This is a genomic window from Apilactobacillus apinorum (assembly GCF_001281175.1).
GTDB lineage: Bacteria > Bacillota > Bacilli > Lactobacillales > Lactobacillaceae > Apilactobacillus > Apilactobacillus apinorum.
This window is the reverse complement of the sequence record NZ_KQ440396.1, coordinates 531,771-555,679: the sequence shown is the minus strand read 5'-3', so window position 1 is coordinate 555,679 and position 23,909 is coordinate 531,771. Positions and strand designations below refer to the sequence as shown.

The 23,909-nt window shown below is 35.2% G+C and carries 23 protein-coding genes and 1 other annotated feature; of the genes, 13 read left to right on the top strand and 10 right to left on the bottom strand.

The annotated features are described in order from the left end of the window. The first annotated feature begins 131 nt into the window (after nucleotides 1-131). The 3 genes from RZ74_RS05580 (at nucleotide 132) to RZ74_RS05570 (ending at nucleotide 3,869) form a co-directional block, all read left to right on the top strand. Complete coding sequence (locus RZ74_RS05580; RefSeq protein ID WP_053950422.1) at nucleotides 132-2,057, top strand: alpha/beta hydrolase family protein; 1,926 nt, start codon at nucleotides 132-134, stop codon at nucleotides 2,055-2,057. Between the two features lie 93 nt (nucleotides 2,058-2,150). Continuing rightward, entirely contained in the window at nucleotides 2,151-2,642 is a 492-nt protein-coding gene (locus RZ74_RS05575) for a hypothetical protein (RefSeq protein ID WP_053950421.1), read from the top strand. Nucleotides 2,643-2,705: 63 nt separating this feature from the next. Then, nucleotides 2,706-3,869 carry an ArgE/DapE family deacylase gene (locus RZ74_RS05570; protein WP_053950420.1) on the top strand — a complete coding sequence of 388 codons (1,164 nt, stop codon included), beginning with the start codon at nucleotides 2,706-2,708 and terminating at the stop codon, nucleotides 3,867-3,869. A 25-nt stretch (nucleotides 3,870-3,894) separates the two neighbouring features. Here the strand turns inward: RZ74_RS05570 and RZ74_RS05565 are convergent, their stop codons facing one another. Continuing rightward, nucleotides 3,895-4,587, bottom strand: a complete 693-nt coding sequence (locus RZ74_RS05565) for a VIT1/CCC1 transporter family protein (RefSeq protein WP_053950419.1) — start codon at nucleotides 4,585-4,587, stop codon at nucleotides 3,895-3,897. Nucleotides 4,588-4,598: 11 nt separating this feature from the next. Beyond that, nucleotides 4,599-5,285 (bottom strand): VIT1/CCC1 transporter family protein, encoded by a 687-nt coding sequence (locus RZ74_RS05560; RefSeq protein ID WP_053950418.1) that lies wholly within the window; start codon nucleotides 5,283-5,285, stop codon nucleotides 4,599-4,601. A 299-nt stretch (nucleotides 5,286-5,584) separates the two neighbouring features. On the opposite strand from RZ74_RS05560, the gene RZ74_RS05555 reads away from it, so the two are divergent. Together RZ74_RS05555 and ppcA are read left to right on the top strand one after the other, a co-directional pair. Further along, a complete protein-coding gene (locus RZ74_RS05555; protein WP_053950417.1) occupies nucleotides 5,585-6,760 on the top strand; it encodes an aminotransferase class I/II-fold pyridoxal phosphate-dependent enzyme in 1,176 nt (391 codons plus the stop codon). Nucleotides 6,761-6,773: 13 nt separating this feature from the next. Beyond that, nucleotides 6,774-8,285: a phosphoenolpyruvate carboxylase gene (ppcA, locus tag RZ74_RS05550; RefSeq protein WP_053950416.1), complete on the top strand. Its 1,512-nt coding sequence runs from the start codon at nucleotides 6,774-6,776 to the stop codon at nucleotides 8,283-8,285. A gap of 36 nt (nucleotides 8,286-8,321) precedes the next feature. On the opposite strand, the gene RZ74_RS05545 is transcribed toward ppcA, so the two are convergent. Beyond that, entirely contained in the window at nucleotides 8,322-9,719 is a 1,398-nt protein-coding gene (locus tag RZ74_RS05545; protein WP_053950415.1) for an MFS transporter, read from the bottom strand. A gap of 109 nt (nucleotides 9,720-9,828) precedes the next feature. Between RZ74_RS05545 and RZ74_RS05540 the strand changes: the two genes are divergently transcribed. Continuing rightward, the gene (locus tag RZ74_RS05540) at nucleotides 9,829-10,404 is read left to right on the top strand and encodes a hypothetical protein (RefSeq protein WP_053950414.1); all 576 of its coding nucleotides are present in this window, start codon (nucleotides 9,829-9,831) and stop codon (nucleotides 10,402-10,404) included. Nucleotides 10,405-10,428: 24 nt separating this feature from the next. Here RZ74_RS05540 and RZ74_RS05535 read toward each other — a convergent pair whose 3' ends face one another. The 4 genes from RZ74_RS05535 to RZ74_RS05520 all read right to left on the bottom strand — a co-directional run bounded on the left by RZ74_RS05535 (nucleotide 10,429) and on the right by RZ74_RS05520 (nucleotide 13,749). Beyond that, complete coding sequence (locus RZ74_RS05535) at nucleotides 10,429-10,887, bottom strand: Fur family transcriptional regulator (RefSeq protein ID WP_237756936.1); 459 nt, start codon at nucleotides 10,885-10,887, stop codon at nucleotides 10,429-10,431. 75 nt (nucleotides 10,888-10,962) lie between these two features. Next, nucleotides 10,963-11,388 carry a hypothetical protein gene (locus RZ74_RS05530; RefSeq protein WP_053950413.1) on the bottom strand — a complete coding sequence of 142 codons (426 nt, stop codon included), beginning with the start codon at nucleotides 11,386-11,388 and terminating at the stop codon, nucleotides 10,963-10,965. A 68-nt stretch (nucleotides 11,389-11,456) separates the two neighbouring features. Continuing rightward, the gene (gene mmuM / locus RZ74_RS05525; protein WP_053950412.1) at nucleotides 11,457-12,383 is read right to left on the bottom strand and encodes a homocysteine S-methyltransferase; all 927 of its coding nucleotides are present in this window, start codon (nucleotides 12,381-12,383) and stop codon (nucleotides 11,457-11,459) included. Between the two features lies 1 nt (nucleotide 12,384). Continuing rightward, nucleotides 12,385-13,749 (bottom strand): amino acid permease, encoded by a 1,365-nt coding sequence (locus tag RZ74_RS05520; protein WP_053950411.1) that lies wholly within the window; start codon nucleotides 13,747-13,749, stop codon nucleotides 12,385-12,387. Between the two features lie 47 nt (nucleotides 13,750-13,796). Beyond that, nucleotides 13,797-14,038: a binding site (T-box leader), on the bottom strand. A 140-nt stretch (nucleotides 14,039-14,178) separates the two neighbouring features. On the opposite strand from RZ74_RS05520, the gene RZ74_RS05515 reads away from it, so the two are divergent. From RZ74_RS05515 to RZ74_RS05505, 4 genes are all read left to right on the top strand, one after another. After that, a complete protein-coding gene (locus RZ74_RS05515) occupies nucleotides 14,179-15,213 on the top strand; it encodes a lactonase family protein (protein ID WP_053950670.1) in 1,035 nt (344 codons plus the stop codon). Between the two features lie 163 nt (nucleotides 15,214-15,376). Then, on the top strand, nucleotides 15,377-15,553 hold the full coding sequence (locus RZ74_RS06970) for a hypothetical protein (RefSeq protein WP_187291403.1): 177 nt from the start codon (nucleotides 15,377-15,379) through the stop codon (nucleotides 15,551-15,553). A 115-nt stretch (nucleotides 15,554-15,668) separates the two neighbouring features. Then, nucleotides 15,669-16,835, top strand: a complete 1,167-nt coding sequence (locus RZ74_RS05510; protein ID WP_053950410.1) for an MFS transporter — start codon at nucleotides 15,669-15,671, stop codon at nucleotides 16,833-16,835. A 58-nt stretch (nucleotides 16,836-16,893) separates the two neighbouring features. Continuing rightward, nucleotides 16,894-17,184 (top strand): hypothetical protein, encoded by a 291-nt coding sequence (locus RZ74_RS05505; RefSeq protein ID WP_053950409.1) that lies wholly within the window; start codon nucleotides 16,894-16,896, stop codon nucleotides 17,182-17,184. Nucleotides 17,185-17,207: 23 nt separating this feature from the next. On the opposite strand, the gene RZ74_RS05500 is transcribed toward RZ74_RS05505, so the two are convergent. After that, the gene (locus RZ74_RS05500) at nucleotides 17,208-19,607 is read right to left on the bottom strand and encodes an ATP-dependent DNA helicase (protein WP_237756935.1); all 2,400 of its coding nucleotides are present in this window, start codon (nucleotides 19,605-19,607) and stop codon (nucleotides 17,208-17,210) included. A gap of 70 nt (nucleotides 19,608-19,677) precedes the next feature. Between RZ74_RS05500 and RZ74_RS05495 the strand changes: the two genes are divergently transcribed. Continuing rightward, nucleotides 19,678-20,148, top strand: coding sequence for a DUF2798 domain-containing protein (locus tag RZ74_RS05495; RefSeq protein ID WP_053950408.1), 471 nt, complete (start codon nucleotides 19,678-19,680; stop codon nucleotides 20,146-20,148). 137 nt (nucleotides 20,149-20,285) lie between these two features. Next, complete coding sequence (locus RZ74_RS05490; RefSeq protein ID WP_053950407.1) at nucleotides 20,286-21,134, top strand: DegV family protein; 849 nt, start codon at nucleotides 20,286-20,288, stop codon at nucleotides 21,132-21,134. On the opposite strand, the gene RZ74_RS05485 is transcribed toward RZ74_RS05490, so the two are convergent. Continuing rightward, nucleotides 21,109-21,819: an MIP/aquaporin family protein gene (locus RZ74_RS05485; protein ID WP_053950406.1), complete on the bottom strand. Its 711-nt coding sequence runs from the start codon at nucleotides 21,817-21,819 to the stop codon at nucleotides 21,109-21,111. The genes RZ74_RS05490 and RZ74_RS05485 overlap by 26 nt on opposite strands. A gap of 101 nt (nucleotides 21,820-21,920) precedes the next feature. Next, nucleotides 21,921-22,181 (bottom strand): hypothetical protein, encoded by a 261-nt coding sequence (locus tag RZ74_RS05480; RefSeq protein WP_053950405.1) that lies wholly within the window; start codon nucleotides 22,179-22,181, stop codon nucleotides 21,921-21,923. Between the two features lie 215 nt (nucleotides 22,182-22,396). Here RZ74_RS05480 and RZ74_RS05475 point away from each other — a divergent pair, with 215 nt between their 5' ends. Beyond that, nucleotides 22,397-23,893 carry an MFS transporter gene (locus RZ74_RS05475; RefSeq protein ID WP_053950404.1) on the top strand — a complete coding sequence of 499 codons (1,497 nt, stop codon included), beginning with the start codon at nucleotides 22,397-22,399 and terminating at the stop codon, nucleotides 23,891-23,893. Nucleotides 23,894-23,909 lie beyond the last annotated feature (16 nt).

Genomic DNA, 23,909 nt, shown 5'->3' with positions numbered 1-23,909 from the left:
GGGTACCGGATTAATTCCTCCCAGAAAATTGCATAACCATCCTCCAACTTTAGGGGTTCAGGTCAGGGCTTTTTTATTGCAATTAAATGGATAAAAAAAGATACTATAGTAAATTGAAAGGGGTGTTATTTATGAGTAAAAAAATTAAAGCCACTGATTTATTTCAATTAAAATCAGTAACACAAGTAAGTAATATTAATGGCCAAATCTTTGCGGTCTTAAATCGCGTCGATGAGGGCGATAATGAATATTATTCAGATATCATAAGCATTAACCAAAATAATGAGATTATCAAATGGACTGATGGCGGTAAGAATACCTCGCCAATCGCCGTGGGTAATTACTTAGTATATGTACATAATGGTGATTTGATGCGCATGCCACTTGATGGTGGAAGTGCGCAACAATTAACCCAAGATCAAAAGATTAGTAAAATTGTGAGTGGAAAAGACAATCAAACTGTTTTCTATCAAGGAACAAATAGTAAGGTGCCTGCTAAATTTAAGACTAGTCAATTCCCAGATACCAGACACGTTAGACGATTTGATAATCGCCACGATGGAATCGGTTGGGTCGATGATGAGGCCGATAACCTAATTTATCGTTTTAACGTGAAATTAAACCAAGGTAATCAGGTTTATAGTTCCAAATATGATTTAAGTTTACAAGATGGGGATGCCAAGCATAATCATCTGTTAGTAATTAAACAAACTAATCCGACTTTAAAAACCAAATCAGACCATACCGAAGCGGTTTATGAAATTGATTTAACTAAAGATACTGAAACCAATATCACTAAAGCGATTTCCAATGGAATTTTCAGTTTTGCCACATATGCGCCTAATAATGAAGAAATCGTGGTTGCCGGAAACGATTACCAATTCCCAAATGCGACTGTGAACGCGTTATATAGCTATAAAGTGAGCGCAGATAAATTAGTTAAATTATCACAAGAAGAAAGTGAAGTCTTTGGTAGCATTACCGGCGACTTTATTCAAAATCCAGGGAAGCATTTTGTCTGGAAAGATAATGGCGAAGCCGTCTTTACCACTACTTGGCATGGTCACAGTCAAGTTTGGCAAAAAGCTGGCGACACCTTAACGAAGGTATATGAAGGTCATTGCCACATTGTCGATTTAACCGTGATTGATGACCAAATTTTCTTGGATGTTTCTACTCCAGAAGTGCCTAGTCAATTAGTACAATTACTGGGCCAACAATTAGTGGTAAAATACGATCCGAATGAAAACTTCAGTACTCAACACGAATATGCTGATGTAACACCATTTTCAACGCCATCTAAAGATGGGAAAGCGACCGTTGAAGGCTGGGTATTAAAATACACCGGCAGCAGTAATCATTTGCCGGTCATCTTATACGTGCATGGGGGACCACAAGCTAATTATGGTGAAACATTCTTCCACGAATTCCAAGCATTAGCTAGTCGTGGTTATGCGATTGTTTATGTTAACCCAAGAGGTTCCACCAGTTATGGACAAGATTTCGAATCTGCGGTGATTGGCCATTACGGGGATGAAGATTACGATGATGTCTTAAGTGGTTTAGATGCTGCGTTAACGCAATTCGCTGATTTAGACAATCAAAATACCTTTATTGCCGGTGGTTCATATGGTGGTTTTATGTCTGGCTGGGCGGTAGGGCATACCAATCGCTTTAATGCGGCGATTGTTCAACGTCCAGTTTCTGATTGGCATTCATTATATGGCACATCCGATATTGGCGTTCGTTTTATTCGCACCGAATTAGGGATGGACTTATACGATGAAGGCGGCTTGGAATACTACTGGGACCGCTCACCATTAAAGTATGCTCCTAACGTTAAAACACCAACTAGAATTCAGCATGGTGAATGGGACATGCGTTGTCCGGTTAACCAAAGTGAAGCATTATTTACCGCGATTAAACAAACCGGAACAGATGTTGACTACATTAGATATCCGCAATCATTCCATGGTTTCTCTAGAAATGGGTTACCTAGTTTAAGAATGAAACGTTTTAAAGATATTTATGAATGGTTCGACAAATATTTAAAATAGTATTAAGAAACGCCATTTAGTGAGTAATTCGCTTTTGTTCCGAAAGATTTGGTGTAATAATAAAAATATTACATACAGAAAGTAGGAAATGATATGAATACACTAATCTATTTAATTCTATTTTTCGTAGTCATTGGATTATTACTATTTGGTGCCTATGAAACATTACCTAAAATTATGAAATTGAATAAAGCGGTTAATAAAGAAACTCAAGCGTTAGTCGCTAATGATAAAACGCAGCTTAACCAAATTAAGTTATCACAAAGAAAACAATTTTTGATGATGAGTCAAATTGCGGTTTTAGCAATCGTAATTACGACATTTATTTTTAGTATTATTTTCCCAGAAATGGCAAATAGTTATGTCCTAATTATTATGTTTATTGTAGAAGCTTTCTATATTTATTCAGCACTACAATTACCAACCATCGAAAAGAAATTAACTACTTTAAGCAAAGAAGTTACCCACAAGAAATTACAAGTGGTTAGATTAACTTTCTTCTCCGCTGTTGGATTCTTTGTTGCGGTTGACGTTTTATTATTGATTGTTCAATTGCTTTATTCACAAAATTTTAGATTATTATAGTTTTTAGTAGAGATGATTCTCTACTTTTTTATTATCAAAATTAGTTTGATGTGAGGTGACATAATGCAAGAAGCAGAAAAATTATCGATACTAAAGGACTTAATAGCGATAAATACGGTAAACGATAACGAAGAACAAATTGCGAATTATTTATCTGATCTATTTGATAAACATCATGTTAAAAATGAAGTCATTGATCAGTTTGAAAAGCGCAGTAATATTGTTGCAGAAATCGGGCATGATAGTGGTAAGGTTTTAGCCTTTGCGGGTCATGAAGATACAGTTCATGAAAATAATCGATCAGAATGGACCAAGGATCCGTTTGAAGCCACAGTGATTAGTGATAAAATGTACGGTCGTGGTGTCACCGATATGAAAGCTGGTTTAGCCGCAATGGCGATTGCCATTATTGAACTCCAGGAAGCGAAGGTTAAATTAAATGGCCGCTTGAAATTTATGGCTACGATTTCAGAAGAGTTAACCCAAGGCGGAGCACATTATTTGTGTCAACACGGGTTAGTTGATGACGTGGATTCAATGATTATTGGTGAACCAACCGGAATTCAAAAAGCGGGTGAAAACCAACATAAGTTGATTTACGCGCATAAGGGAGCCTTAATTTACACCGTCAAAAGTGTCGGAAAAGCAGCGCATAGTTCCACCCCAGAATTAGGGATTGATGCGATTGATAATTTAATTAATTATCGAAGCGCCGAAAAGAAATATTTTGCTGAGAAAATGCAATCCGACGATGACCTAGGAACTACTATTTATACTCCCGACATTTTCCAAGGTGGTAAGCAGGTTAATTCGATTCCTGATTTTGCGTTTGAACAAGTGATGGTTAGAACGATTCCACAATTACCTAATCAACAAATCGTCGATGATTTAAATGCGATTATCGCCAAGTTTAATCAAGATAGTAACTATCAATTATCACTAGAAGTGAACTTTAGTGGTAACCCGGTATCCAGTCCATTAGATACTGAAGTAGTAGATGTTATTCAAACAGCTTCGATAGATCAATTAGGTACGCAATTGGAGACCGGGGTGTTATCGATGGGTACCGATGCCTCACAATACCAAACTGAAAAACCAGATTTGAATGTCTTTATCTTAGGACCAGGGAATGATACCGCACACCGGGCAGATGAAAACATTGATTTAAAATCATATTATCAATTTATTGATTTATATAAGGAAGTAGCCAAAGGTTACTTAAAATAAAAGAGACTACCTAGTAGTCTCTTTTTTAGAATTGATTCATAATTTCTCCAGTCATGTAGTGAATGATCATGGTCAATATCCCAATTATAATGTTTCTAATAACCGCGGTTTTAACTTTACCATCCCCCAATTTAGCGCTCAAAAAGCCAGTCAAGCCAACGGAAAAAATTACTGCTAAGATTGTGGCAGGCCATCTATAAGCACCACTAGTTAAACTCATTGCCAATAATGGGAAGAGTCCTCCTAACGCGGCGGAGAAGAGGGATGAAAATGCTGCTGACCAAGGGTTCATGTAGCGACCTAATTCCATGTTGTATTTAATATTAACTAAGGTTTCCAGTGGCTTTTTGGCCATTAGTTCATCGGCAATTTGAATCGCAGTGCCTTCAGTGATACCACGTTGCATATAAAAATCGATGACAGCTTGTTTTTCACCTACGAAGTTAGTTTTTAAAAGTTGACGTTCCTTTTCGACGGAAGCACTTTCAGCATCACGTTGGGAACTAACCGATGCATATTCGCCAGAAGCCATTGAAAAGGCACAAGCTAATAAGTCAGATAGACCAGCAATGAAAATGGTAAAGATATTTGGTGTTGCTACCGCAACGGAAAATAGCACTCCTACGACGGTTAAGATCCCGTCGTTAGAACCTAAGACACCGGCTCTTAGTGTGTTTAGTTTTTCGTCCATGGTAGGTTTTTGTTTGGTTTTCTTCATTATAATTCCTCCTAGGCTAAACTACCGACTAATAGTCCAATTAAATAAGTAACAATCATCGTAATCACACCAGATGCAATATTTCTAATGGTTGATTTGGGCTTGTTAGCATTACTTAACGCCGCTGCTGCATATCCAGTGATGGATAGGGCAATAATAACGGCAACGAAGGTAGCGATTACTTTGATGCGGGATGGAAATAGTGTAATTGCCACTAAGGGTAAGATTGATCCAGTCGGAAATGAGAGCATGGAAGCAATCGCTGCCGCATATGGACTAGTGAATTGGTTAACGTTAAAGCCGTACTTTTCACGCACTGTGGTCACTAAAGCATCTTTATTCATCATTTCGGCGGTTGCTTGATGGGCTAGTTCTGAAGAAATCCCACTATCAATGTATTTTTGTTGGACTAAGGCAAATTCTTGGTTGTAATTATGAGTCAACAGATACTCTTGACGTTCGACGGATTTCTTTTGGGAATCACTTTCAGTATTAACTGAAACATATTCACCCATTGCCATTGAAACCGTTCCAGCAATCATCCCCGCAATCCCGGAAATGAAAATAGCGAAAGTATTACTGGTGGCTCCAGCCACCCCAATAACGATTCCAGCAACGGATAAGATTCCGTCATTAGAACCCATAACACCAGCTCTAATGATATTGATTTTTTGTGCTAAACTTTGTTTTCTCAAGATTGAACACTTCCTTACTTTAGAATGATTATTAATTAAGAATTAGTATAATCCATAAAAATAAACTTGTAAAGTCGAATTTAAAACCGCGAAAAAATCATTTAATTGATAGATGAAATAAGCATATCTTCGCTTAAATTTTAACCCCGTAAAATTTGATTTTAATTAGAGAAACATTAAAAAGACGTTGTAATTCTAGCGCTTTTATATTATGATAATTATCAATATGATGCACTTTGACAATTGGACCTATTGAATTTATTTTCGATAGGTCCAATTTTGCATATTTAGGAGGAAACACAATGCCCAACTTATCTTCATCCCTTGCTGGACTGCATAACCAGCAACTAAACGTACTAGCACCATCAGGAATTAGAGGCTTTGATAAGAAGATTTCTAGTGTTGATGGATTAATTAAATTAACAATTGGTGAACCAGATTTAGATACACCTGAACACGTAAAACAAGCGAGTGTCGATAGTATCTTAAATAATGATTCTCATTATGCGGATCAAACTGGTAAGAAGGAATTACGAGATGCTATTGTAAATCATCTAGCCAATAAGTACGATTTAAAATATGATGCTGATAGTGAGGTAATTGTGACTGTTGGAGCTACTGAAGCACTATATTCAACATTTGCTTCTATCTTAAATAAGGGCGACAAAGTAATTGTCCCAACCCCAACATTTGCTCTATACTTCCCAATTATTAGCATTTTAGGTGGAGAAGTAATTAAAGTAGATACTTCAGATGATGGTTTTGTTTTACAACCTGAAAAACTACAAGCTGTCTTAGATGAACATGGCGATTCAGTAAAGGCAATTTTATTGAACTACCCAAGTAATCCAACTGGAGTAGAATACTCAAAAGATGACTTAAGCAAGTTAGCAGCGATTATCAAAGAACACCCAATGTATGTTTTATCAGATGAAATATACAGTGATTTAACTTACGGTGTTGAACATCACTCAATTGCTAGCATGCTTCCTGAACAAACAATTTATATCAGTGGATTATCAAAATCGCATGCGATGACCGGTTACCGTGTTGGATACATCTGTGGTCCACAAGAAATTATTAAAAAAATCGGAATGGTGCATGCCTTTGTAGTTACATCAGTAACTAATTCAGCACAAGTGGCTGCGTCAGAAGCACTTAAAAATGGTGAAAACGATCCAGTCGAAATGGCTAAGATTTACCAAGAAAGACGAGATATTTTACGCGATGGTCTTACTAAACTTGGTTTCAGCATGCCAGAACCCAAAGGGGCATTTTACATGTTTGCTAAAATCCCTGCTGAATATGGTTTGGATGACGAAAAGTTTGCTTTAGATTTAGCATACGAAGCTAAAGTTGGTGTAATTCCAGGAAATGCGTTTGGCCCTGGTGGGGAAGGCTACATCCGTCTTTCATACGCATCTTCTAAAGAAGTAATTGAAGAAGCACTAAAACGAATTGAAAAATTTTTGAAATAGCGAGGTAATTATTATGGACAGAAGAATACCGAACATCATGGGGACACAACATCCAGATAACGCGAACGTGCCTTTCTTTAAGGGTGACAACGACAAGTTTGTGTCTGCATTTAACGAAATTAATGAAGCATATCAAAATTACTCTCAACTAGATGCTGATGAATACATGTGGGATTGGGAAGGAAAACATGCTGATGCTTCTGTAATTGATCGACTATATTCTGAACATTACGATTACTTCAGCAAGCACCCACTAGGTAACGATAAGTTCCTAACTTTCCGTTTACCTAACATTTGGGAAGAAACTGGTTACAGTTTAATGCAAGCGATGACGACCATCTTATTAGCAGAGGATTTTGCGCAAGACTTAGGATTTAAAGACCGTCCATTGTTTGAAGCAATTCTACCAATGGCTAGAACCGCTGAACAATTAGTGAACATGGAAGAAAAGTTCTCTAGTTTAGCTCACTTTAAATCAAAGGAATTTGAAAATGGTCATGCGAACAACGACCGTTTAAGAATGATTCCATTATTCGAAAGTTTTGAAGCTCAATACAATGCACCAAAGATTTTAGCTAAATACGTTGAACTTTATAAAGAAGAATTCGGTGAAGACATAAAATACTTACGTGTGTTCTTAGCCGGTTCCGATTCTGCTTTATCTAACGGATTCTTGAACAGTATTATTGGGAACAAGTTAGCGCTAACTAAGTTAGGTGAATTCGAACACGAAAGTGGTATCGATATTTATCCAATCGCCGGGACTGGTAGTGCTATCTTTAGAGGGGGACTATCACCTGAAATGGTTGACCGTTACCTAGAAGAATTCCCAGGATTAAAGACTGCGACAATTCAATCAGCATTCAGATATGATTTTGATTTAGAAACAGTGGTTAAACCAGCAGTTGCTAAGTTACGCGATGGTTTACAACGCAACGCATTCAAGATTATTAACGATGATGACCAAGAAACATTATTATCAATCGCTGATAAAGCTGCTAAACAATATCATGAAACTCTAGATCCACTAATAAATGACTTACAATCAGTCTTTGATTCATTCCCTAAACGTCGTGATAGACATCAACACGTTGGTATCATTGGATACTCACGTGATGTTGATGGCTACAAGATGCCACGTGCGATTACATTTACTGGGTCACTATATTCAGTTGGGGTCCCACCTGAAGTATTAGGAACTGGTCGTGTCTTGAAGGAATTAACTGATGATGAAATCAGAGCATTAAAACAATACTATCCAAATATGAAACACGATTTCGCACATGTCTTGAAGTACTACAGCCATGATGCGATTGAATCATTAATTGAAAAGAATCCAGCCTGGAGGGGTGTCCAAGAAGATGTTGAAGCAATTGAAAGTGCTTTTGACATTCAAGCAGGCCCTACTAACGAAGACGAAAAAGAACATGCTAAATTAGCAAACGACTTAGTTCGTATTGATGATACTGAAGTTCGTATGATTCTAATCGAAAAAATGGGTAAACTAAGACATTTCTTAGGTTAATAAAAAAGCTAGTGATTTTAAATCACTAGCTTTTTTCTATGCTTGTTTTTTATTACGCTGTAACCACAATAACATGATAATAACCCCCACCATGATGACAGCAGCAATCATGTAAGTGAAGTGCATTCCGAAAACGAATAGTTGGTCGTTTCCGGTAGGGTATGTGGTAATTTTATGCCCATTTTTTACACTCATGGCTGTGTATAAAATTGAAGTCGAAATTGATAATCCTAAGGTAAATCCGACGTTTCTACTTAATGCTAAAATTGAACCGGCAATTCCTTGTTGATCCTTGCTGGCGTTTTCCATCACCATTGGGTTGTTTTGGAACAAACCATTCGCGGTGGAGAAAACTACGAAGCCTAATAGCATTAACATCAAGGTGTGATTTGGTTGCATTAGCGCGAAAATTAATTCAGCAATCACGAAAATAATGGAAGCACGAATTGACATAAAGACAGCACCGTATTTATCACATAAAACCCCACCTAGATAAGCGGTAAAGACATTGACTACCGGAAGAACACTCATTAATAAACCAGTGTGAGACGGGCTAAATTTGAGCGTATCTTGGATATAAAATGGTAGGAGTACATTATTAAAGTAAATAATGATGTACATTAACATCAAAGCAATAATACTAATGGTGAAACCAATGTTTCTAAATAAGCTCAACGCTAAGATTGGTTCTTCAACATGTTGTTCGATGTAAATGAAAAGAATTAATAAGATGGCACTTAAGATAAAGCAGCCGATTACTAACGGATTGTTAAAACCAGTTTCTTGCCCCATGAAAATACCGATGAAGAACAAGCCGATTAAAACTGCTAATGAACTAAAACCAGGCCAATCGATATTAATTTTTTCAGGCTTGATTTTAGTCTTATCATAGACGAATTCACCAAAGAAGTAGGCGAAGATTCCGATTGGAACATTGAATAGAAAAATCCAGTTCCAATTAGCAAAAGATAAAATGATTCCAGCCATCGCAGGGCCTGCGATATAGCCGACTTGTCCAATAGTGGTATTAATTCCTAAAGCGCGGCCACGAAGTGAAAATGGGACCGTTTCAGTAATAATTCCAAGATTAGTAGCCATTGTCATAGAAGCCCCTAATCCTTGAAAACATCTGGCGATTAATAGTACGACCAGATTTTGTGATAATCCACAAACTAGGGAACTAACTGTGAATAAAAGTGTTCCTAGTTGAAAGATGCGTGATTTACTAACTTGATCTCCTAATTTACCAAATAAGATTAATGACATACAAATTAAAATTAAGTACGCCGATGAAATCCATTCGGCTTGGTTCATTGGAATATGTAAGTCATTGGAAATTTGCGGTAACGCGGTATTCACGATGCTCATATCAACGGTAGCCAAGAAGGATACTAACGCGATTGACATGACGATGAAGAATTGTTTACGGTTCATTTAAGCACTCCCTATATTATTTATCATATTTAATTGTATCAGATGAATTACAAATGCCAAATTATGGAGTATAGTTAGCAAAAAGAATGACGATAAAGAAGGTGCCAATATGGATATAGTAACTAACGACCAATATATTGGAGATCAACGTTTAGGTGAATGGTATTCTAAAACCCGGGATGGATACGACTTAGATAGTTTTTCGCTAGGGTATTTTCTGCGTGATATTGGCGACTTTGTTGAAGTGTTAACGATTGATTTAAATGGTTCATTAGATACGGTTAGTGCTTTTTTGAAAGCTGATATTTTAGAAGTCCGTTTTGAAACCGAATATACGCAAATGTTAGATTACTATATCGAACAAAATAAGCTGAATCACTTATATGATCCGTATGACTTGTTAATCCAATGGAAAGCTTTGGACGCCGACAGCATGAGCCAGATTTTATTAAAATGCTTTCAAAAAGAAAAAGTAATTAGCGTCGGGCCAATTGATGATGATTATATTGAACATGGCAAGATTGTCTTATTAACCGAGCATGTGATGACATTAAATGATTCAGAATATTTGTCTGGTTTAAACGAAGAACAAAATCCGAATAAAACGATGCGAATTAATAACATTATGGAAATTAACTTTTTAAGTAAAAATAACTACATGTATGAACAATATTTACGCAAATAAAAAAAGAGAGCTCTTGCTCTCTTTTTATTTGTCTTCATTTTTTCTTTTTTCAATGCAGTCTTTGCATAACCCAAAAACTTCGATATGGGTTTTACTAGTTTGAAATCCAGCTTGTTGCATTGCTGCTTTGGCTAATTGCTTTTCTAATTTTTTGTAGTTAGGAAACTCAATGTCTTCAATTTCACCGCAATTTTCGCAAATCGCATGGAAATGGGGTGAACCGAAAAAGTCATATCTAATTCCGCCATCTTCTGCCGGCAATGCGATGATAATATCTAACTTTTCAAACAACTGTAAGCTGTTATAGATAGTAGCAATACTTAAGTTTGAGAATTCTTTTTTTAACGCCTCGTAAATTGTTTCGACAGAAGGGTGATTATCATGGTTAATTAGATACTTCAGGATAATTTGTCTTTGTGGAGTAATTCTAATATTATTTTCTCGTAAGGTAGATAATGCTTTTTCATACATTTGTTCAGACAATTAAGTTCCTCCTCGCCCTAGTTTATAATTATTCTATCCTAATAATAAGGTTAAAAAGCGAATAAAGCAAATAAATTATGCATTAAGATTATTAATTTGCTTATCTAAACTATCAGAAAGTGGTTTAATCATAAAACTATGAGGCTTGTCAGCAAAGTAATTTTCCTTCATTTGCACCATGCGTTTAATGATTTCTAGTTCTTCGTTATCAGCCATATTAACGACATTGACATAGATTGTGACAGTCTCATCATTTAGATTAGCAATCCCAGCGACACCGATAAAGCGATTATCATTTTTGTTACTAATTCCCCATAAAAGACCTTTTTGACTCATAACATCATTCATCGTCGCATTGATAAATTGACTAGTGTTATCAAGATCAGCATCTCGATCTTGTCGTTGTTGGAATGCAATCACATCTTTGACTGGGAACTTGGTTAACCAATCAAAGTAGAAATGATTAGTGATAATTGGACGTAATCCTTCAAAACTATGCATAACGACTCTCCTTTAACACTTAATTCCTCTATTATAGAGAAAATCAGAATAAGATGAAAGAAATTTACTTAAACTTGGGAGAAGAAATGTTGATGAATGTGTTCTTCTTGCGCTTCAGTCATACAACAACAACCACCAACATATTTCAAATCTAAATCGAACCACTCTTGAATTAGTGCATCGAATGCTTCAAAAGATAAGTCATCGTGATTCCATTCTTTAATCTCTGGATTGTATGACGCACCAGAATTAGGGAATGCGATAAATGGTTTATGGTTTGGATGGTTTTGAATTAAATATTTTAAAGCTGGCGTAACTAGATTAGGGTGAGTACAGTTTAAACCATAGGCAATCACGTTATCGCTAGCTTCCAGTAATTGTGTTGCGACTGCTAAATCTGATCCGTCAGCTAAATGATGTTCATCTTTTAGTGATAAAGCGACGATTACGGGGATTGTTAGTGGTTTTACGAAATTAAGCAGTGCTTTTAATTCATTTAAATTAGGTAAGGTTTCTAATAATAAAATATCTGCACCTGCTTCAATTACCGTTTCAATGCGTTCACGGTGGAAGTCGATATATTCTTGTTCAGATAAATCATAATCACCAGTATATTCAGCGCCATTGGCTAAAAAGGCACCGTAAGGTCCAACTCCAGCCGCAATCCATTTGGGATTAGAGTTACTGGATTGTTTACGACCATCGTCAGCTAGTTGGACCGCTTTTTGAATTAACGTAATTGCTTCATCATGACTGTATCCATTACTAGTTAAACCAGCTACGCTAGCTTGATAAGTGTTGGTAGTGGTAATGCTGGAACCAGCATCGAAATATTTTTTGTGAACATCAACAATTAAGTCAGGATGACTTTCAATTACAGCTGCTGTCCATAGTTTAGAATTTAAATTTAATCCGCGTTCTTCTAGTCCGGTTGACATCGAACTATCGATTAAAATGTGTTGTTGATTGTTTAGCCAATTTTTTAATTCAGTCATATTAATCCTTCTTTCTGTAAATTAATTCGTGCCAAATATAGCAAATAATGGCAAATGGAATTCCGATGATAATCGCGATGCGTTGGTTTGGATCAAACGCGATTCCGAATAGTGACAAGATACAAATTATGATTACCAAGATTGGTAAGAGTGGGTATAGTGGTGTCTTGTATTTTAAATCGCTTAATTGATGACCAGCACGTAAATATTGGCGGCGGAAGTTTAATTGCGCCCAACCAATCACGAGCCAAACAAATACCACCGCAAATGCTGAAATGGCAGTTAATGCCAGATAAACGGTGTTAGGAGCATAGATGCTGGAAAATAGTGATAATAATCCACCAGCGATGGTCAAAATTAGTCCGTAAACGGGGATTCCGTTTTTAGATAATTTAGCCAATCCTTGTGGCAAGGTCTTCTTATCAGCTAGCGACCAAAGCATTCTTGAAGCTGCATATACCCCAGAGTTAGCACCAGAGAAAATGGTGATGAATAAGATTAAGTTCATGATGTCAGCAGCGTAAGGAACGTTGATATTTTGTAAGATGGTAACAAATGGACTTTGCGCTAGTGATGAATCACTTTGTGGCAAGATTGAACCTAATGCAATGATAGTTCCGATAAATAAAATCACCAAGATAATTAAAGTATGTTTGATTGATTGTGGAACTGTCTTTTCCGGGTTTTGGCTTTCTCCAGCACCAACGGCAATCATTTCAGTTCCAGAGAATGCAAAGTTGGCTGATAAAACGATTGAAATCACTGGTAATAAACCATTTGGGAAAATCCCATTTTTAGTTAATTGACCGAAATATGGTGTGAAATGGGTATGGTGGATAGGGATGATTTTAAAGATAATAAAGATTCCAATCACTAAGAAGACAGCTAATGCCAATACTTTGATTAATGACATCCAGAACTCACTAGATGAGAATAACTGCATGTTAATAATGTTTAATAATAAGATGATAACGGTGAAAATTAAGCTGAATCCCCAGACTGGAATTGACGGGAAATATTGTTGACCAATCGTTGCTAGGGCGATGAATTCTGAACCTAACGCGATGGTCCAAGTTAACCAATACATCCAGGCGGTAACAAAACCGACACCGGAGTTAATGTATTTACTAGCATATGTATGAAATGCTCCGGTATTAGGGTCATGCACTGATAATTCGCCTAAACAGGCCATGACCATACAGACTAAAACCGATCCAATTACGTATGCTAAGACGGTACCAATTGGTCCGGCGGTTTGAATTGAATAACCGGTACTCATAAAGATACCAGTACCAATGACACCCCCAAGTGACATGGTAATTAAATTACTGGTTTTTAAATTTTTGGAAAAATGGTGCTTGCTCATAAAATAAATCCTCCTTTTATGTAAATAAAAAAGCATCCACCCCCTGCAAAAAGGGCGAATGCTTCGCTGTACCACCTTAGTTCATAGTAAGATGATACTTCATCATCAACTATCTTATCCGGAACCTGTTGATTCCTTCGTGTTGTAACGTACACTAACGTCCAAGGCTAAATTAAATCACTTTGGAAAGTTCAGAGACCATTTTCGATGACTTCAATTCACTCAATTTCACCAGTCATGAGCTCTCTTTGCAATCTCCATCATGTACTTTTCTCATCAAAACTTAATTATTATCATGCATTCTTAATTATATCGATATAATTATTTTTTGCAACCCGTAAAAAGACAAATTAATTATTTAGCATTGGTGGTAAAGTGTGTAATAATAGAGGAGAAATATTAAATTTTAAACGAAAGTGAGATTTAATGATGACTGAAAAATTCTTAGTTGGTACTTATACCAGAGATGCAAGTGAAGGAATTTATGAAATCGAATTGGATAAAGACCAAAAACAATTACAAAATTTACAATTAGTTGCTAAAGCAGGCAACCCAACTTATGTTGCTGTTTCAAAAGCTAATCGCTTATATGCTGTCGACAAGGGTGCAGACGGTAAAGGTGGCGCAATGGCACTGGATAATAGTTCTCGTCCAGCAACTGAAGTTAACCTATGCTTGAATGAAGATACTAACCCAGCATACATTACAGTTGATGAAGGCAGACAATTTGTTTACACTGCTAACTATCACACTGGTGAAGTGATGGTTTACAAGATTGAATCTGATGGTTCGCTAGCTTACCAAAATAAAGTGGTGCACTCCGGAGACGTTGGTCCTAGACCAGAACAAGAAAACGGTGCCCACCCTCATTATGCTGATTTAACTCCAGATGGTCGTCTAGCGGTTGTTGATTTAGGTCAAGATCGTGTATACATTTATGATATTGCAGATGATGGTAGTTTAACTCAAGCTTCTACTATTAAAATGGAAGCTGGATTTGGACCTCGTCACATCGTCTTTGATGCTCAAAAACACGTTGCTTTTGTTGTTGGTGAATTAAGCAGTAAATTAGCTGTTCTAAGTTATGATGAAAAGACTGCTCACATGGATGTAAAACACATCGTTGATACTATTCCACATGATTGGGAAGCCCATAACGGAGCTGCCGCAATTCGTTTATCTAATGATGGCAAGTTTGTATATGTATCTAACCGTGGTAACAACTCAATCGCAGCATTTGAAGTTGCCGATGATGGTTCAGTCGAATTAATCCAATTGATTAGTACTGAAGGAGACTTCCCACGTGACTTTAACTTCAACGAAGACGAAACTTTTGTCGTTGTGGTTAACCAAAACACAAATGATGCTACCCTATATGAAAGAGATGTTAAGACTGGTAAGTTATCAGTTGTCCAAAAAGATTTCTTTGTTCCAGAAGGGGTTTGCGTTACTTTAGAAAAATAATTTAACTATTAAGCCGTTACTATTTTAGTAACGGCTTTTTTATTTCTTTTAATAACATTAAAAATAAGTTATAATTCAATTAGAATCAACTATACATAAGGTTCAATTCAAGTACATATAGGGGGATAATATTATATTAAAATATTATTCAAAAATTTGATTTGTGCTGTTAAACGTATTTGCTATTGGAGCTAGTTTAACTGATTTTGTGGCGGCGTTTGTTTTATCTAATTTAATTAATATGTCAGTTAGTAAGTCATTAATCCATATGGTGCAATTCTTATTATTTGGGATTGTTCAATTAGCTAAATTATTCATCATTACACTGATGAAGACTTGAAACGTTATCACCAAGTGATTGACTTTAATGCATTAAGTTAAAAAGTAGTCGGTATGATTTTAATTATGTAATTTCGTTTAAGTATCGTGAAAAGCATATTAATTAGGAGTAAAAAATGAAAAAAATATTATTATACAATGGTTTTTCTAACATAATGTTAGAAGTCATTGTTTGGATGATTTATTTAAAAAATCAGGGCTGGTCTATTGCTGAAATAGCATTGTTAGAAGGGATATTCACAATTTCACAAGCTATATTTGAATTTCCCTCAGGAATCATTTCGGATAAAATTGGCCATAAAAATGCTTTAGTATTAGGAGAAGTTATATGCGTGTTGTATTTGATTACGTTCTTCTTTGCTAATGTTCACATTCTGGTTTATGTCGGATTTATATTATTTGCATTAGGATTGTCATTGATTTCAGGATCAGATGTTTCCATCTTGTATGAATCTGTTGAAGAAAGTGAAAAACAAAAATATTTAAAATACTTAGGATACTTTAACTTTATAGGTATTTTAGCCATGGCACTTGGTAATGCATCGGGTGGATGGATTGCAAGTTATTCGTGGTCATTAATGTTTATAATAGCAATTCTTATCAGAATAATATCGGCAATAATTATTTTAAGTATTAATAAAGATGATATTAAATCTGCTAGCAGTGATGATACATTTAAAAGCGTAATTAAAACATTTATATCATTCGTATATAAAGAAAAAGATTTCCGATGGATTGTATTGTCGATGAGTTTTTCATCTGCAGCAATTACTATAAGTTATCAATACGGACCATTAATTATGAGGAATTTTAATATTTCTACACAATTAATATCTACAGTGTTTGGAAGCATATCCTTGGTAGCTGCTGTATTGGTTTTAATTTTATATAAAATAACAAAATATATATCTGAAGATAAATTAATAGTGTTGTTACAAACGTTCAGTTTAGGAATCTTTTCATTCTTTTTAGTCGGAAACATGATTTTTGTTTTAGTTGGACTAATTATGGTTAATATAATATTTGAAATGTGGAACATACTATTTGAAAACAAAATACAAGAATTGGCTTACGATAATGCGAGAGCTTCTGCAATATCGATGGCTACGCTATGTGAATCAATAATTTTAACCATAGGGTCATATTGTATAAGTATATTTTCAAAAATTACTTCTTTGATAAATATTGTTAGTGTTTTAGGAATGATTTTATTGTTTACATCCTTAGTAGGAATGCTTATGTATACTAGAAATAAAGTAAAAGTAAACAAAATGCAAAACTAGCATTAAGCAAAATTATTTATCACCAAGTGATTCATTCAATTAAAAAGGAGTGTTATATATGTCAGAAAATAAAATCGGTGAGGATATGGAAAAAAAGATTAGTGAAGAAATGCAAAACAAAGTGAAAGATCAAGTTCAAGATAAATTGGATAATATTGCTGAAGATTTAAGAGTTCATATTAAGGAAGAAAATAAAACAGGTAAAGTTCACTTTCATACATCTAAATCACCAAAGGGTTTTAAAAACTGTGTAAAAGCGTTCTTTAGTCGTAAAAAAGAAGAACCTGTGACCGATGAAGAAATCGATGAAATGGTTGATAAGATGAAAAAAGGGATGCAAATTAAATAAAAAAAGAGCCGTTCGGCTCTTTTTTATTTGTGCATTTTCCAGAAATTGTCTAATGCTTGTTTAGTTTGGTTTTGATTAAATGATTTAATTAGATTGCCCGCATGCCAATTAGCAGGGAATAATTTTTGATATCTATTTTGGCTAAAACGTTGATCCATTAAGATAACGTTTCCGATATCTTGATTAGTACGAATTAATCTTCCTGCTGCTTGAAAGACGTTGTTCAGACCAGGCAATTGATATGCAAAATCAAATCCATGACCATTTTCCGCATCGAAAAAGTAACGAATTAAATCGTTTTCCGGATTTAAACCAGGAAGGCCGACTGAAACGATGCCGACACCGATTAAATGATTGTATTTTAAATCGATTCCTTCACAGAAAATACCACCGAGAAGTGCAAAACCAACTAAAGTTGTATCGGAATTTTCTTTGAATTTATCAATATAATCTTGGCGCTCTTCAGGAGTTATATCAGCAGTTTGAATCGCAGTTTCTACTAATGGATGTTGTTTTTGAAATGCTTCAACTACGTCTGATAGGTAACGATTAGAAGGTAAGAAGATTAAATAATGACCGGGTTTACTTTCAATCATTGCATCAATCGTATTAATGATTGGCTGAATACTAGCAGGGCGTTTAGCATAAGTTGTTTCAATGTAATTAGTCACGATTATTTGTTGATTAACGGGATTAAATGGTGATTGAATTTCATAGGTGATGCTATCTTCTTCATCTCCTAAGACACGTTGGTAATAATCCATTGGTGATAGTGTGGCTGAGAATAATATTGCACTACCGCCTAATTGCAGTGATTCACCAATAAATGGACTTGGATCCATACAAAATAATTTGATGATGACATTGTGATTACGGTCATAAAATAATCTGGTCTTAAACGTATCATCGTAAAGTTCGGCAATTCTTTGGTAACTTAATAGCGAGAAGTAAAAATCAACTACCAAATCACTTAGGGCCTCATCACGATCATCTCGACCTAACCAGTCATTGATGACGTTACACAGTTTATTAACCTGTTTTCCAAAAGCACTTAATGGATTATCTAAATGAATGTATTCTTCGTCGCTATCAGTGAGAATTTTGGCGTTAATGGTAAATGATTGTTTGAAGTTTTTAAAGGCTTTATGTAAGCGTTCAATGTCTTCATTATCATCAGTTTCCTCAATTAATTGATCTAACTTTTCATTTGAAACAGCAGCTGAATACATATCACGAGAACGATTAACTAAGTTGTGGGCTTCATCAATCAAGAAAATATTATCTGGATCTTCGACGGTAAAGAAACGTTGTAGATGGACTTGTGGATCAAAGAGATAATTATAATCACAGATGATAATATCGCAAAATTGACTAACGTCTAATGAAAATTCAAATGGGTCAATTTTATATTTTTCAGCGTATTCTTCGATCACTGCACGAGTGATTTGATTGTGATTGGTTAAGATATCCTTGATGGCTGGTTTGAGTCGATCGTAATAGCCAATCATATATGGATTATCTTCAGGTTTTAAGTTTCTTTCCGTATCAAATGTGATTGTATCTTTTGCGGTTAAGGTAATCGTTTTAATGAATAATCCCTTGTCCATCATTAAATCCACTGCTTCACTAGCGACAACACGAGTGCTTTGCTTAGCTGTTAAATAAAAGATGCGGTTAGCGATATTTTTACCCATTGATTTAATTGACGGAAAGAGAGTCGAAATCGTCTTTCCGGTTCCAGTAGGAGCTTGGGCAAATAGATGTTTATGATTAACAATTGTTTTATATACGACGGCGCTAAATTGACGTTGGCCATCTCTAAATTGTTCAAATGGGAAGGGCATTTGATTAGCAGTTTGATTACGTTGCTTAATAATGTCGGTTCTTAATTTCAGCCATTCTTCGTATTCACTAATTAACTCATTGAAAAAGGTTTTAGCATCGTCTTTACTAATCGTAATCGATTCAGTCGTAATGTCTTCATCAGGAGTTTGGACGTAGCACAGAGTTAATTTAACACTCTTTAAAATAGGTTCTTTTAACATCAAAAAGTGCGCATAGACTTTAGCCTGTGCCCAATAAAGCGTTGTCATACTTTCGGAAAGTTGCTCGTATTGAACATCCGATGTCTTAATTTCGATGATTTCAGCGGTGTTATCTTTGACTAATACACCGTCAGCACGGCCTTCGATTTTAAAATCAATATCATTAATCTTTAAAGTGTTGTCTAGATAGTATTCAGTTTCAAAAGCTTTGTACTTACTGTTTTGTAACTTGCGATGGATTTTAGCACCTTGTTTGGCGGTATTATTACTGTTTAACTTAGCGTTTAAATCACCACTTCTTAATGTGAATTCGACTAAGTCGCGAATGCCGATATGATTGATACGATCACCTCCTGACGTGATTGAATTTGTAATCAAATTGTAACTTATGAAAAAATTTTGAATATGCTAGTCTAAAATATGTAGATTAAAGAAATGGAGAATTAATATGCCTAGAAATTTAAAGGAAGAATTACTATTTACAGCAATGATGGCTGGTTTAATGGTTATCGTAATGGAAACTTATAACATCGTATTATCAAGCGGAATCAAGGTTGGATTAGTAATGGAAATCCTAAAGGGATACCCACTTGCGTTAATCGTTGCTGCGATTTTAGATTTGGCCCTAGTTGGACCACTCGTTAAGTTTATCTTTTTTAATTATATATTTAAGCCGGAATGGAAACAAACACCAATCAAAATTGCGCTAAGTATTTCTACTATGATGGTGTTAGGAATGGTGACTTTAATGTCTGTTTTCGGAATTATTGTTACTTTTGGTTTTAATAACTTATCATGGGGACTATATGGACACGCATGGTTAACGAATTTGATTGTCGCACTACCACTTCAATTAGTGATAGTTGGGCCAATTTGTCGCTTTTTGTTGATGAAATTTCAAACTAGCAAAGACGCTTAATAGTTGATAAAACAGTCATTTAGATGGCTGTTTTTTTAAATTATATGAATAATTATAATTTATTATAAATAATTAGTGAAAAATAAGACAAATACCGTTATTATTGAGATAGAAAATACCATTTGAGGAGATATAACATGATCAAAATTGTGACAGATTCAACTGCATTATTAAGTGATGCTGTATTAAAAGAATTTGATATCAAGGTAATTCCATTAAACGTCAATATTGGTACCGATGCCTACAAGGATGGCATTGATATGGACGGTAATAAATTAATCCAATACATTAAGGACAATCCAAAAGGTGATTTTCCAACCACAAGTCAACCTTCCATTGGCCAATTTGTTGAAGTTTACAACGAATTAACTCAAAATGGCGATACTGTTTTATCACTACACATGACTGACCTATTAAGCGGAACAGTGCATGCAGCAATGCAAGCAAGTGAAATTGCTGATGGTGATGTTAAAGTAGTTAATACTCACTACATCGACCAAAGTTTAGGCTTCTTAGTTGTTCAAGCTGCAAAGATGGCTAAATCAGGTGATTTTACACGTGATCAAATTATTGACCAAATTAATAAAGACATTGAAAACTCAGAATTATACATCGGTGTGTCAACTTTAGAAAACTTAATGAAGGGTGGTCGTATTAGTAAGGCTACTGGAATCATTTCTAAGATGATGAACTTACACGTTGTTTTCAAATTGCTTCCAGATGACTTAAAGTTACAACTAAAAGGTCGCGGTAAGAAGACTATCTCAAAATGGTTTGACCAATACTTAGAAGAAAACAAGGGTAACCAATACAAATTTATTGGGATTAGTTACACCGGTAGTGACGAATATCCAAATGAACTAAAAAAACGCTTGGAAGCAGAATTCCCAAACGTTACAGTTTCAGTTCAATACACTTCATCAATTGTGTCAGTTCACACAGGTGAAAATGCCTTTGCGATTATGACTTGTAAACAAGCCGATTAAACAATAGTGTAAAGATAATTCCTAAAACGGCACCAATGATAGGTCCTAAAAAAGGAACAATCGCATATTGCCATTGTGATAAGCGCTTGTCGTAGGTTCTAGAGAAGAAGAAACGAGGCACTAAGTCACGGGTGGGATTGAATGCAGCTCCAGTAATCGGAGCTACAATACTAATGATGACCATCATTAATAGTGATGAAAACATCGTTTTAATCCACCAAACAGCATTAATGTTACTTTGCATTTCAGTATTAACGATAATTAAGAATGTTCCGATGATTTCCCATCTAAAGTTACGGCGCCAGTTATTGACGTCACGTGGAACTGTTGCGTAGAAGTTCAAATTTACTGGTAAACTGGCTAACCATTTTGACCAAACTGCTTTAACGGTTAATGATGCTAACCAGGCTCCTAAGATTTGGGTAATAATCGCACCAATCATTAATAACCAGTTAATCTGATGATTGATAGCTAGCGTTAATGACACTACCGGATTATATTCAGCGGTGCCGAAGAAAAAGTTAGTTAAGAGGGATGGAATTAAAATACTAATTCCCCAGTAAAAACCAGTTAAAAAACGGTTTTGACCATTGGGAAATAAGAAGTAATTAATAATGACACTGGTAACTAAGCCTAGCGATAACATTAGGTATGTTCCGATGAATTCTCCTAATAATATTTTCATAGCCAACCCTCCCTATTTAATGTATACAAGTAGTAGACTACCACTGATTAGCTAAAAATTGAAATTATAAAGTAAAAAAAGTGAAATCATTTTTAATGATTTCACTTTTTTGTTTTTTCAAGTTGTGCAATGATATCAATAATATCATGTTTATTCACTAAACGATGTTCCTTAATATTATAAAACATGGGTTGATGTTGATTAATTATTTCATGATCATCTGGATCATCTGTTAAATATAAAATGTCACAGGCATCTTTGATGTCATCTAATTCAGGAAAACCAGCTTGGCTCATAATACTACCTAAAACTGTATCTGGACTTTCGTATTTTAAGTCGTCTAAGTATTTACTGTAGTTCAAAAATACCACCTCTTTTAGTCATTTGAATTATACTTAATATATGATTTCTAATTCAAGCAAAAAGATTTTGCTTGCTTTTATTTTTTAAAATAGTATAGTTGAAAATTAGTGTTCAAATTTATTTCCTTGGCGGGTAAAAGCTGATTGCATAGTCAGCAGGTGGGTCTCGTGTTAGATAGGCACGGAGGAAATATTTAGACGAAGGAGACTTTTTTATGCAAAGTCGTAATAAATGGTTTGCATTGGTTGCCGTCTGTCTAGGTTTCTTTATGGGATTACTAGATGTAACCGTTGTAAACGTCGCATTACCAACCATTCAAAGTAGCTTTAACAGTAGTTTTAGCCAATTACAATGGGTGATTAATGCATATACTTTAATGTTTGCTGCGGTATTGTTCCTAATTTCTAAATTAGGGGACTTAATAGGGAGAAAAAGAATTTTTATCATCTCATTGGTATTATTTTCTGTTTTCTCACTTGCTTGTAGCTTAGCGCCAAGTATTACTTATTTAATCATTTTTAGAGGAATTCAAGGTATTGGTGGAGCTGGAATGTTAAGTCTTTCCATGAGCATTATCGCCGATATTTTTGAAGGATCTCAAAGAGGTTTAGCACTTGGTATCTGGGGAAGTGTCGCTGGATTATCAACTGCACTAGGACCATTATTCGGTGGAATCCTACTTAGTTTCTTTAGTTGGGAATCAATTTTCTTAATGAATATTCCAATTGGAGTAATTGCATTATTTATGAGTGTTAAATACATTCCAATTTCTAAGACCTTTAATTCAGGTAAGATTGACTTCTTGGGGATGTTATTATCATTCGCATTTATGTTCAGTATTATCTTAGGTTTAATTCAAAAAGAAACCCACTATGAATACTCATGGTTCAACTACCATGTCTTCGCATTGTTAGCAATCGGAGTGGTATTGATCATCGTATTTGTCCTTTGGGAACATCATTTCTCAAGTCCAATGTTAGATTTAAAACTACTAACTAATCGTTATGTAGTCGGTAGCGCCATTTCTAATTTAACTTTAGGGGTATCTATTTATTCAGCATTTAGCTATATTATTATTTTATCGCAAAATTACATGGGATACTCTGCACTACAAAGTGGAGCGCAATTAATGCTAATTAGTGCATTTTCATTAGTAATTGGACCTATTTCAGGCAAGATTGCCACTAAGATAAATCCAGGATTAATTATTAGTTTGGTATTTGTCTTAGCTGGACTTGGAATGTTTGTTTTACCAGTGTTCTTAGGAAGTTCTAACCACTGGTTTGGTTTGATTCCTACCTTTATCACACTTGGATTAGCAAATGCATTTGTAAATCCGCTATCATCTAACATTGCCGTTAGTTCAGTGGAACCAAAGGAAATCGGGATGACATCTGGATTGCTAAATGTTGGTAAACAATTTGGAACTAGTTTAGGGGTTGTCGTGCTAGGTTTAGCACTAACATCTTCATATAACGATCGCTTAGTTGTTTCCAAACTACCAGATAAGTTAATGCATTTATTTGAAAATGCCGGTCCATTCTCAGCTAGTGACATTACTGCTAAGATGCACAGCGATTGGATTGCATCCATCGTTCACAGTGCATTTTACTCAGGAATTGACCGATTAGCGATTACAAATGGATTCATCTTTATTGGTGCTGGAATCTTATGTTATATCTTCCTATGCATGAAGAAAAAGAAAGCATAATAAAAAGCCGTTATTT

What these genes read in the sequence shown, in the direction of transcription:
- RZ74_RS05575 (WP_053950421.1), top strand. Translation starts at nt 2,151, where the DNA reads ATGAATACACTAATCTATTTAATTCTATTTTTCGTAGTCATTGGATTA.
- RZ74_RS05545 (WP_053950415.1), bottom strand. Translation starts at nt 9,719, where the DNA reads ATGAACCGTAAACAATTCTTCATCGTCATGTCAATCGCGTTAGTATCC.
- RZ74_RS05495 (WP_053950408.1), top strand. Translation starts at nt 19,678, where the DNA reads ATGCCTAGAAATTTAAAGGAAGAATTACTATTTACAGCAATGATGGCT.
- mmuM (WP_053950412.1), bottom strand. Translation starts at nt 12,383, where the DNA reads ATGACTGAATTAAAAAATTGGCTAAACAATCAACAACACATTTTAATC.
- RZ74_RS05505 (WP_053950409.1), top strand. Translation starts at nt 16,894, where the DNA reads ATGTCAGAAAATAAAATCGGTGAGGATATGGAAAAAAAGATTAGTGAA.
- RZ74_RS05475 (WP_053950404.1), top strand. Translation starts at nt 22,397, where the DNA reads ATGCAAAGTCGTAATAAATGGTTTGCATTGGTTGCCGTCTGTCTAGGT.
- RZ74_RS05540 (WP_053950414.1), top strand. Translation starts at nt 9,829, where the DNA reads ATGGATATAGTAACTAACGACCAATATATTGGAGATCAACGTTTAGGT.
- RZ74_RS05530 (WP_053950413.1), bottom strand. Translation starts at nt 11,388, where the DNA reads ATGCATAGTTTTGAAGGATTACGTCCAATTATCACTAATCATTTCTAC.
- ppcA (WP_053950416.1), top strand. Translation starts at nt 6,774, where the DNA reads ATGGACAGAAGAATACCGAACATCATGGGGACACAACATCCAGATAAC.
- RZ74_RS05515 (WP_053950670.1), top strand. Translation starts at nt 14,179, where the DNA reads ATGACTGAAAAATTCTTAGTTGGTACTTATACCAGAGATGCAAGTGAA.
- RZ74_RS05580 (WP_053950422.1), top strand. Translation starts at nt 132, where the DNA reads ATGAGTAAAAAAATTAAAGCCACTGATTTATTTCAATTAAAATCAGTA.
- RZ74_RS05490 (WP_053950407.1), top strand. Translation starts at nt 20,286, where the DNA reads ATGATCAAAATTGTGACAGATTCAACTGCATTATTAAGTGATGCTGTA.
- RZ74_RS05570 (WP_053950420.1), top strand. Translation starts at nt 2,706, where the DNA reads ATGCAAGAAGCAGAAAAATTATCGATACTAAAGGACTTAATAGCGATA.
- RZ74_RS05520 (WP_053950411.1), bottom strand. Translation starts at nt 13,749, where the DNA reads ATGAGCAAGCACCATTTTTCCAAAAATTTAAAAACCAGTAATTTAATT.
- RZ74_RS05510 (WP_053950410.1), top strand. Translation starts at nt 15,669, where the DNA reads ATGAAAAAAATATTATTATACAATGGTTTTTCTAACATAATGTTAGAA.
- RZ74_RS05555 (WP_053950417.1), top strand. Translation starts at nt 5,585, where the DNA reads ATGCCCAACTTATCTTCATCCCTTGCTGGACTGCATAACCAGCAACTA.
- RZ74_RS05565 (WP_053950419.1), bottom strand. Translation starts at nt 4,587, where the DNA reads ATGAAGAAAACCAAACAAAAACCTACCATGGACGAAAAACTAAACACA.
- RZ74_RS05485 (WP_053950406.1), bottom strand. Translation starts at nt 21,819, where the DNA reads ATGAAAATATTATTAGGAGAATTCATCGGAACATACCTAATGTTATCG.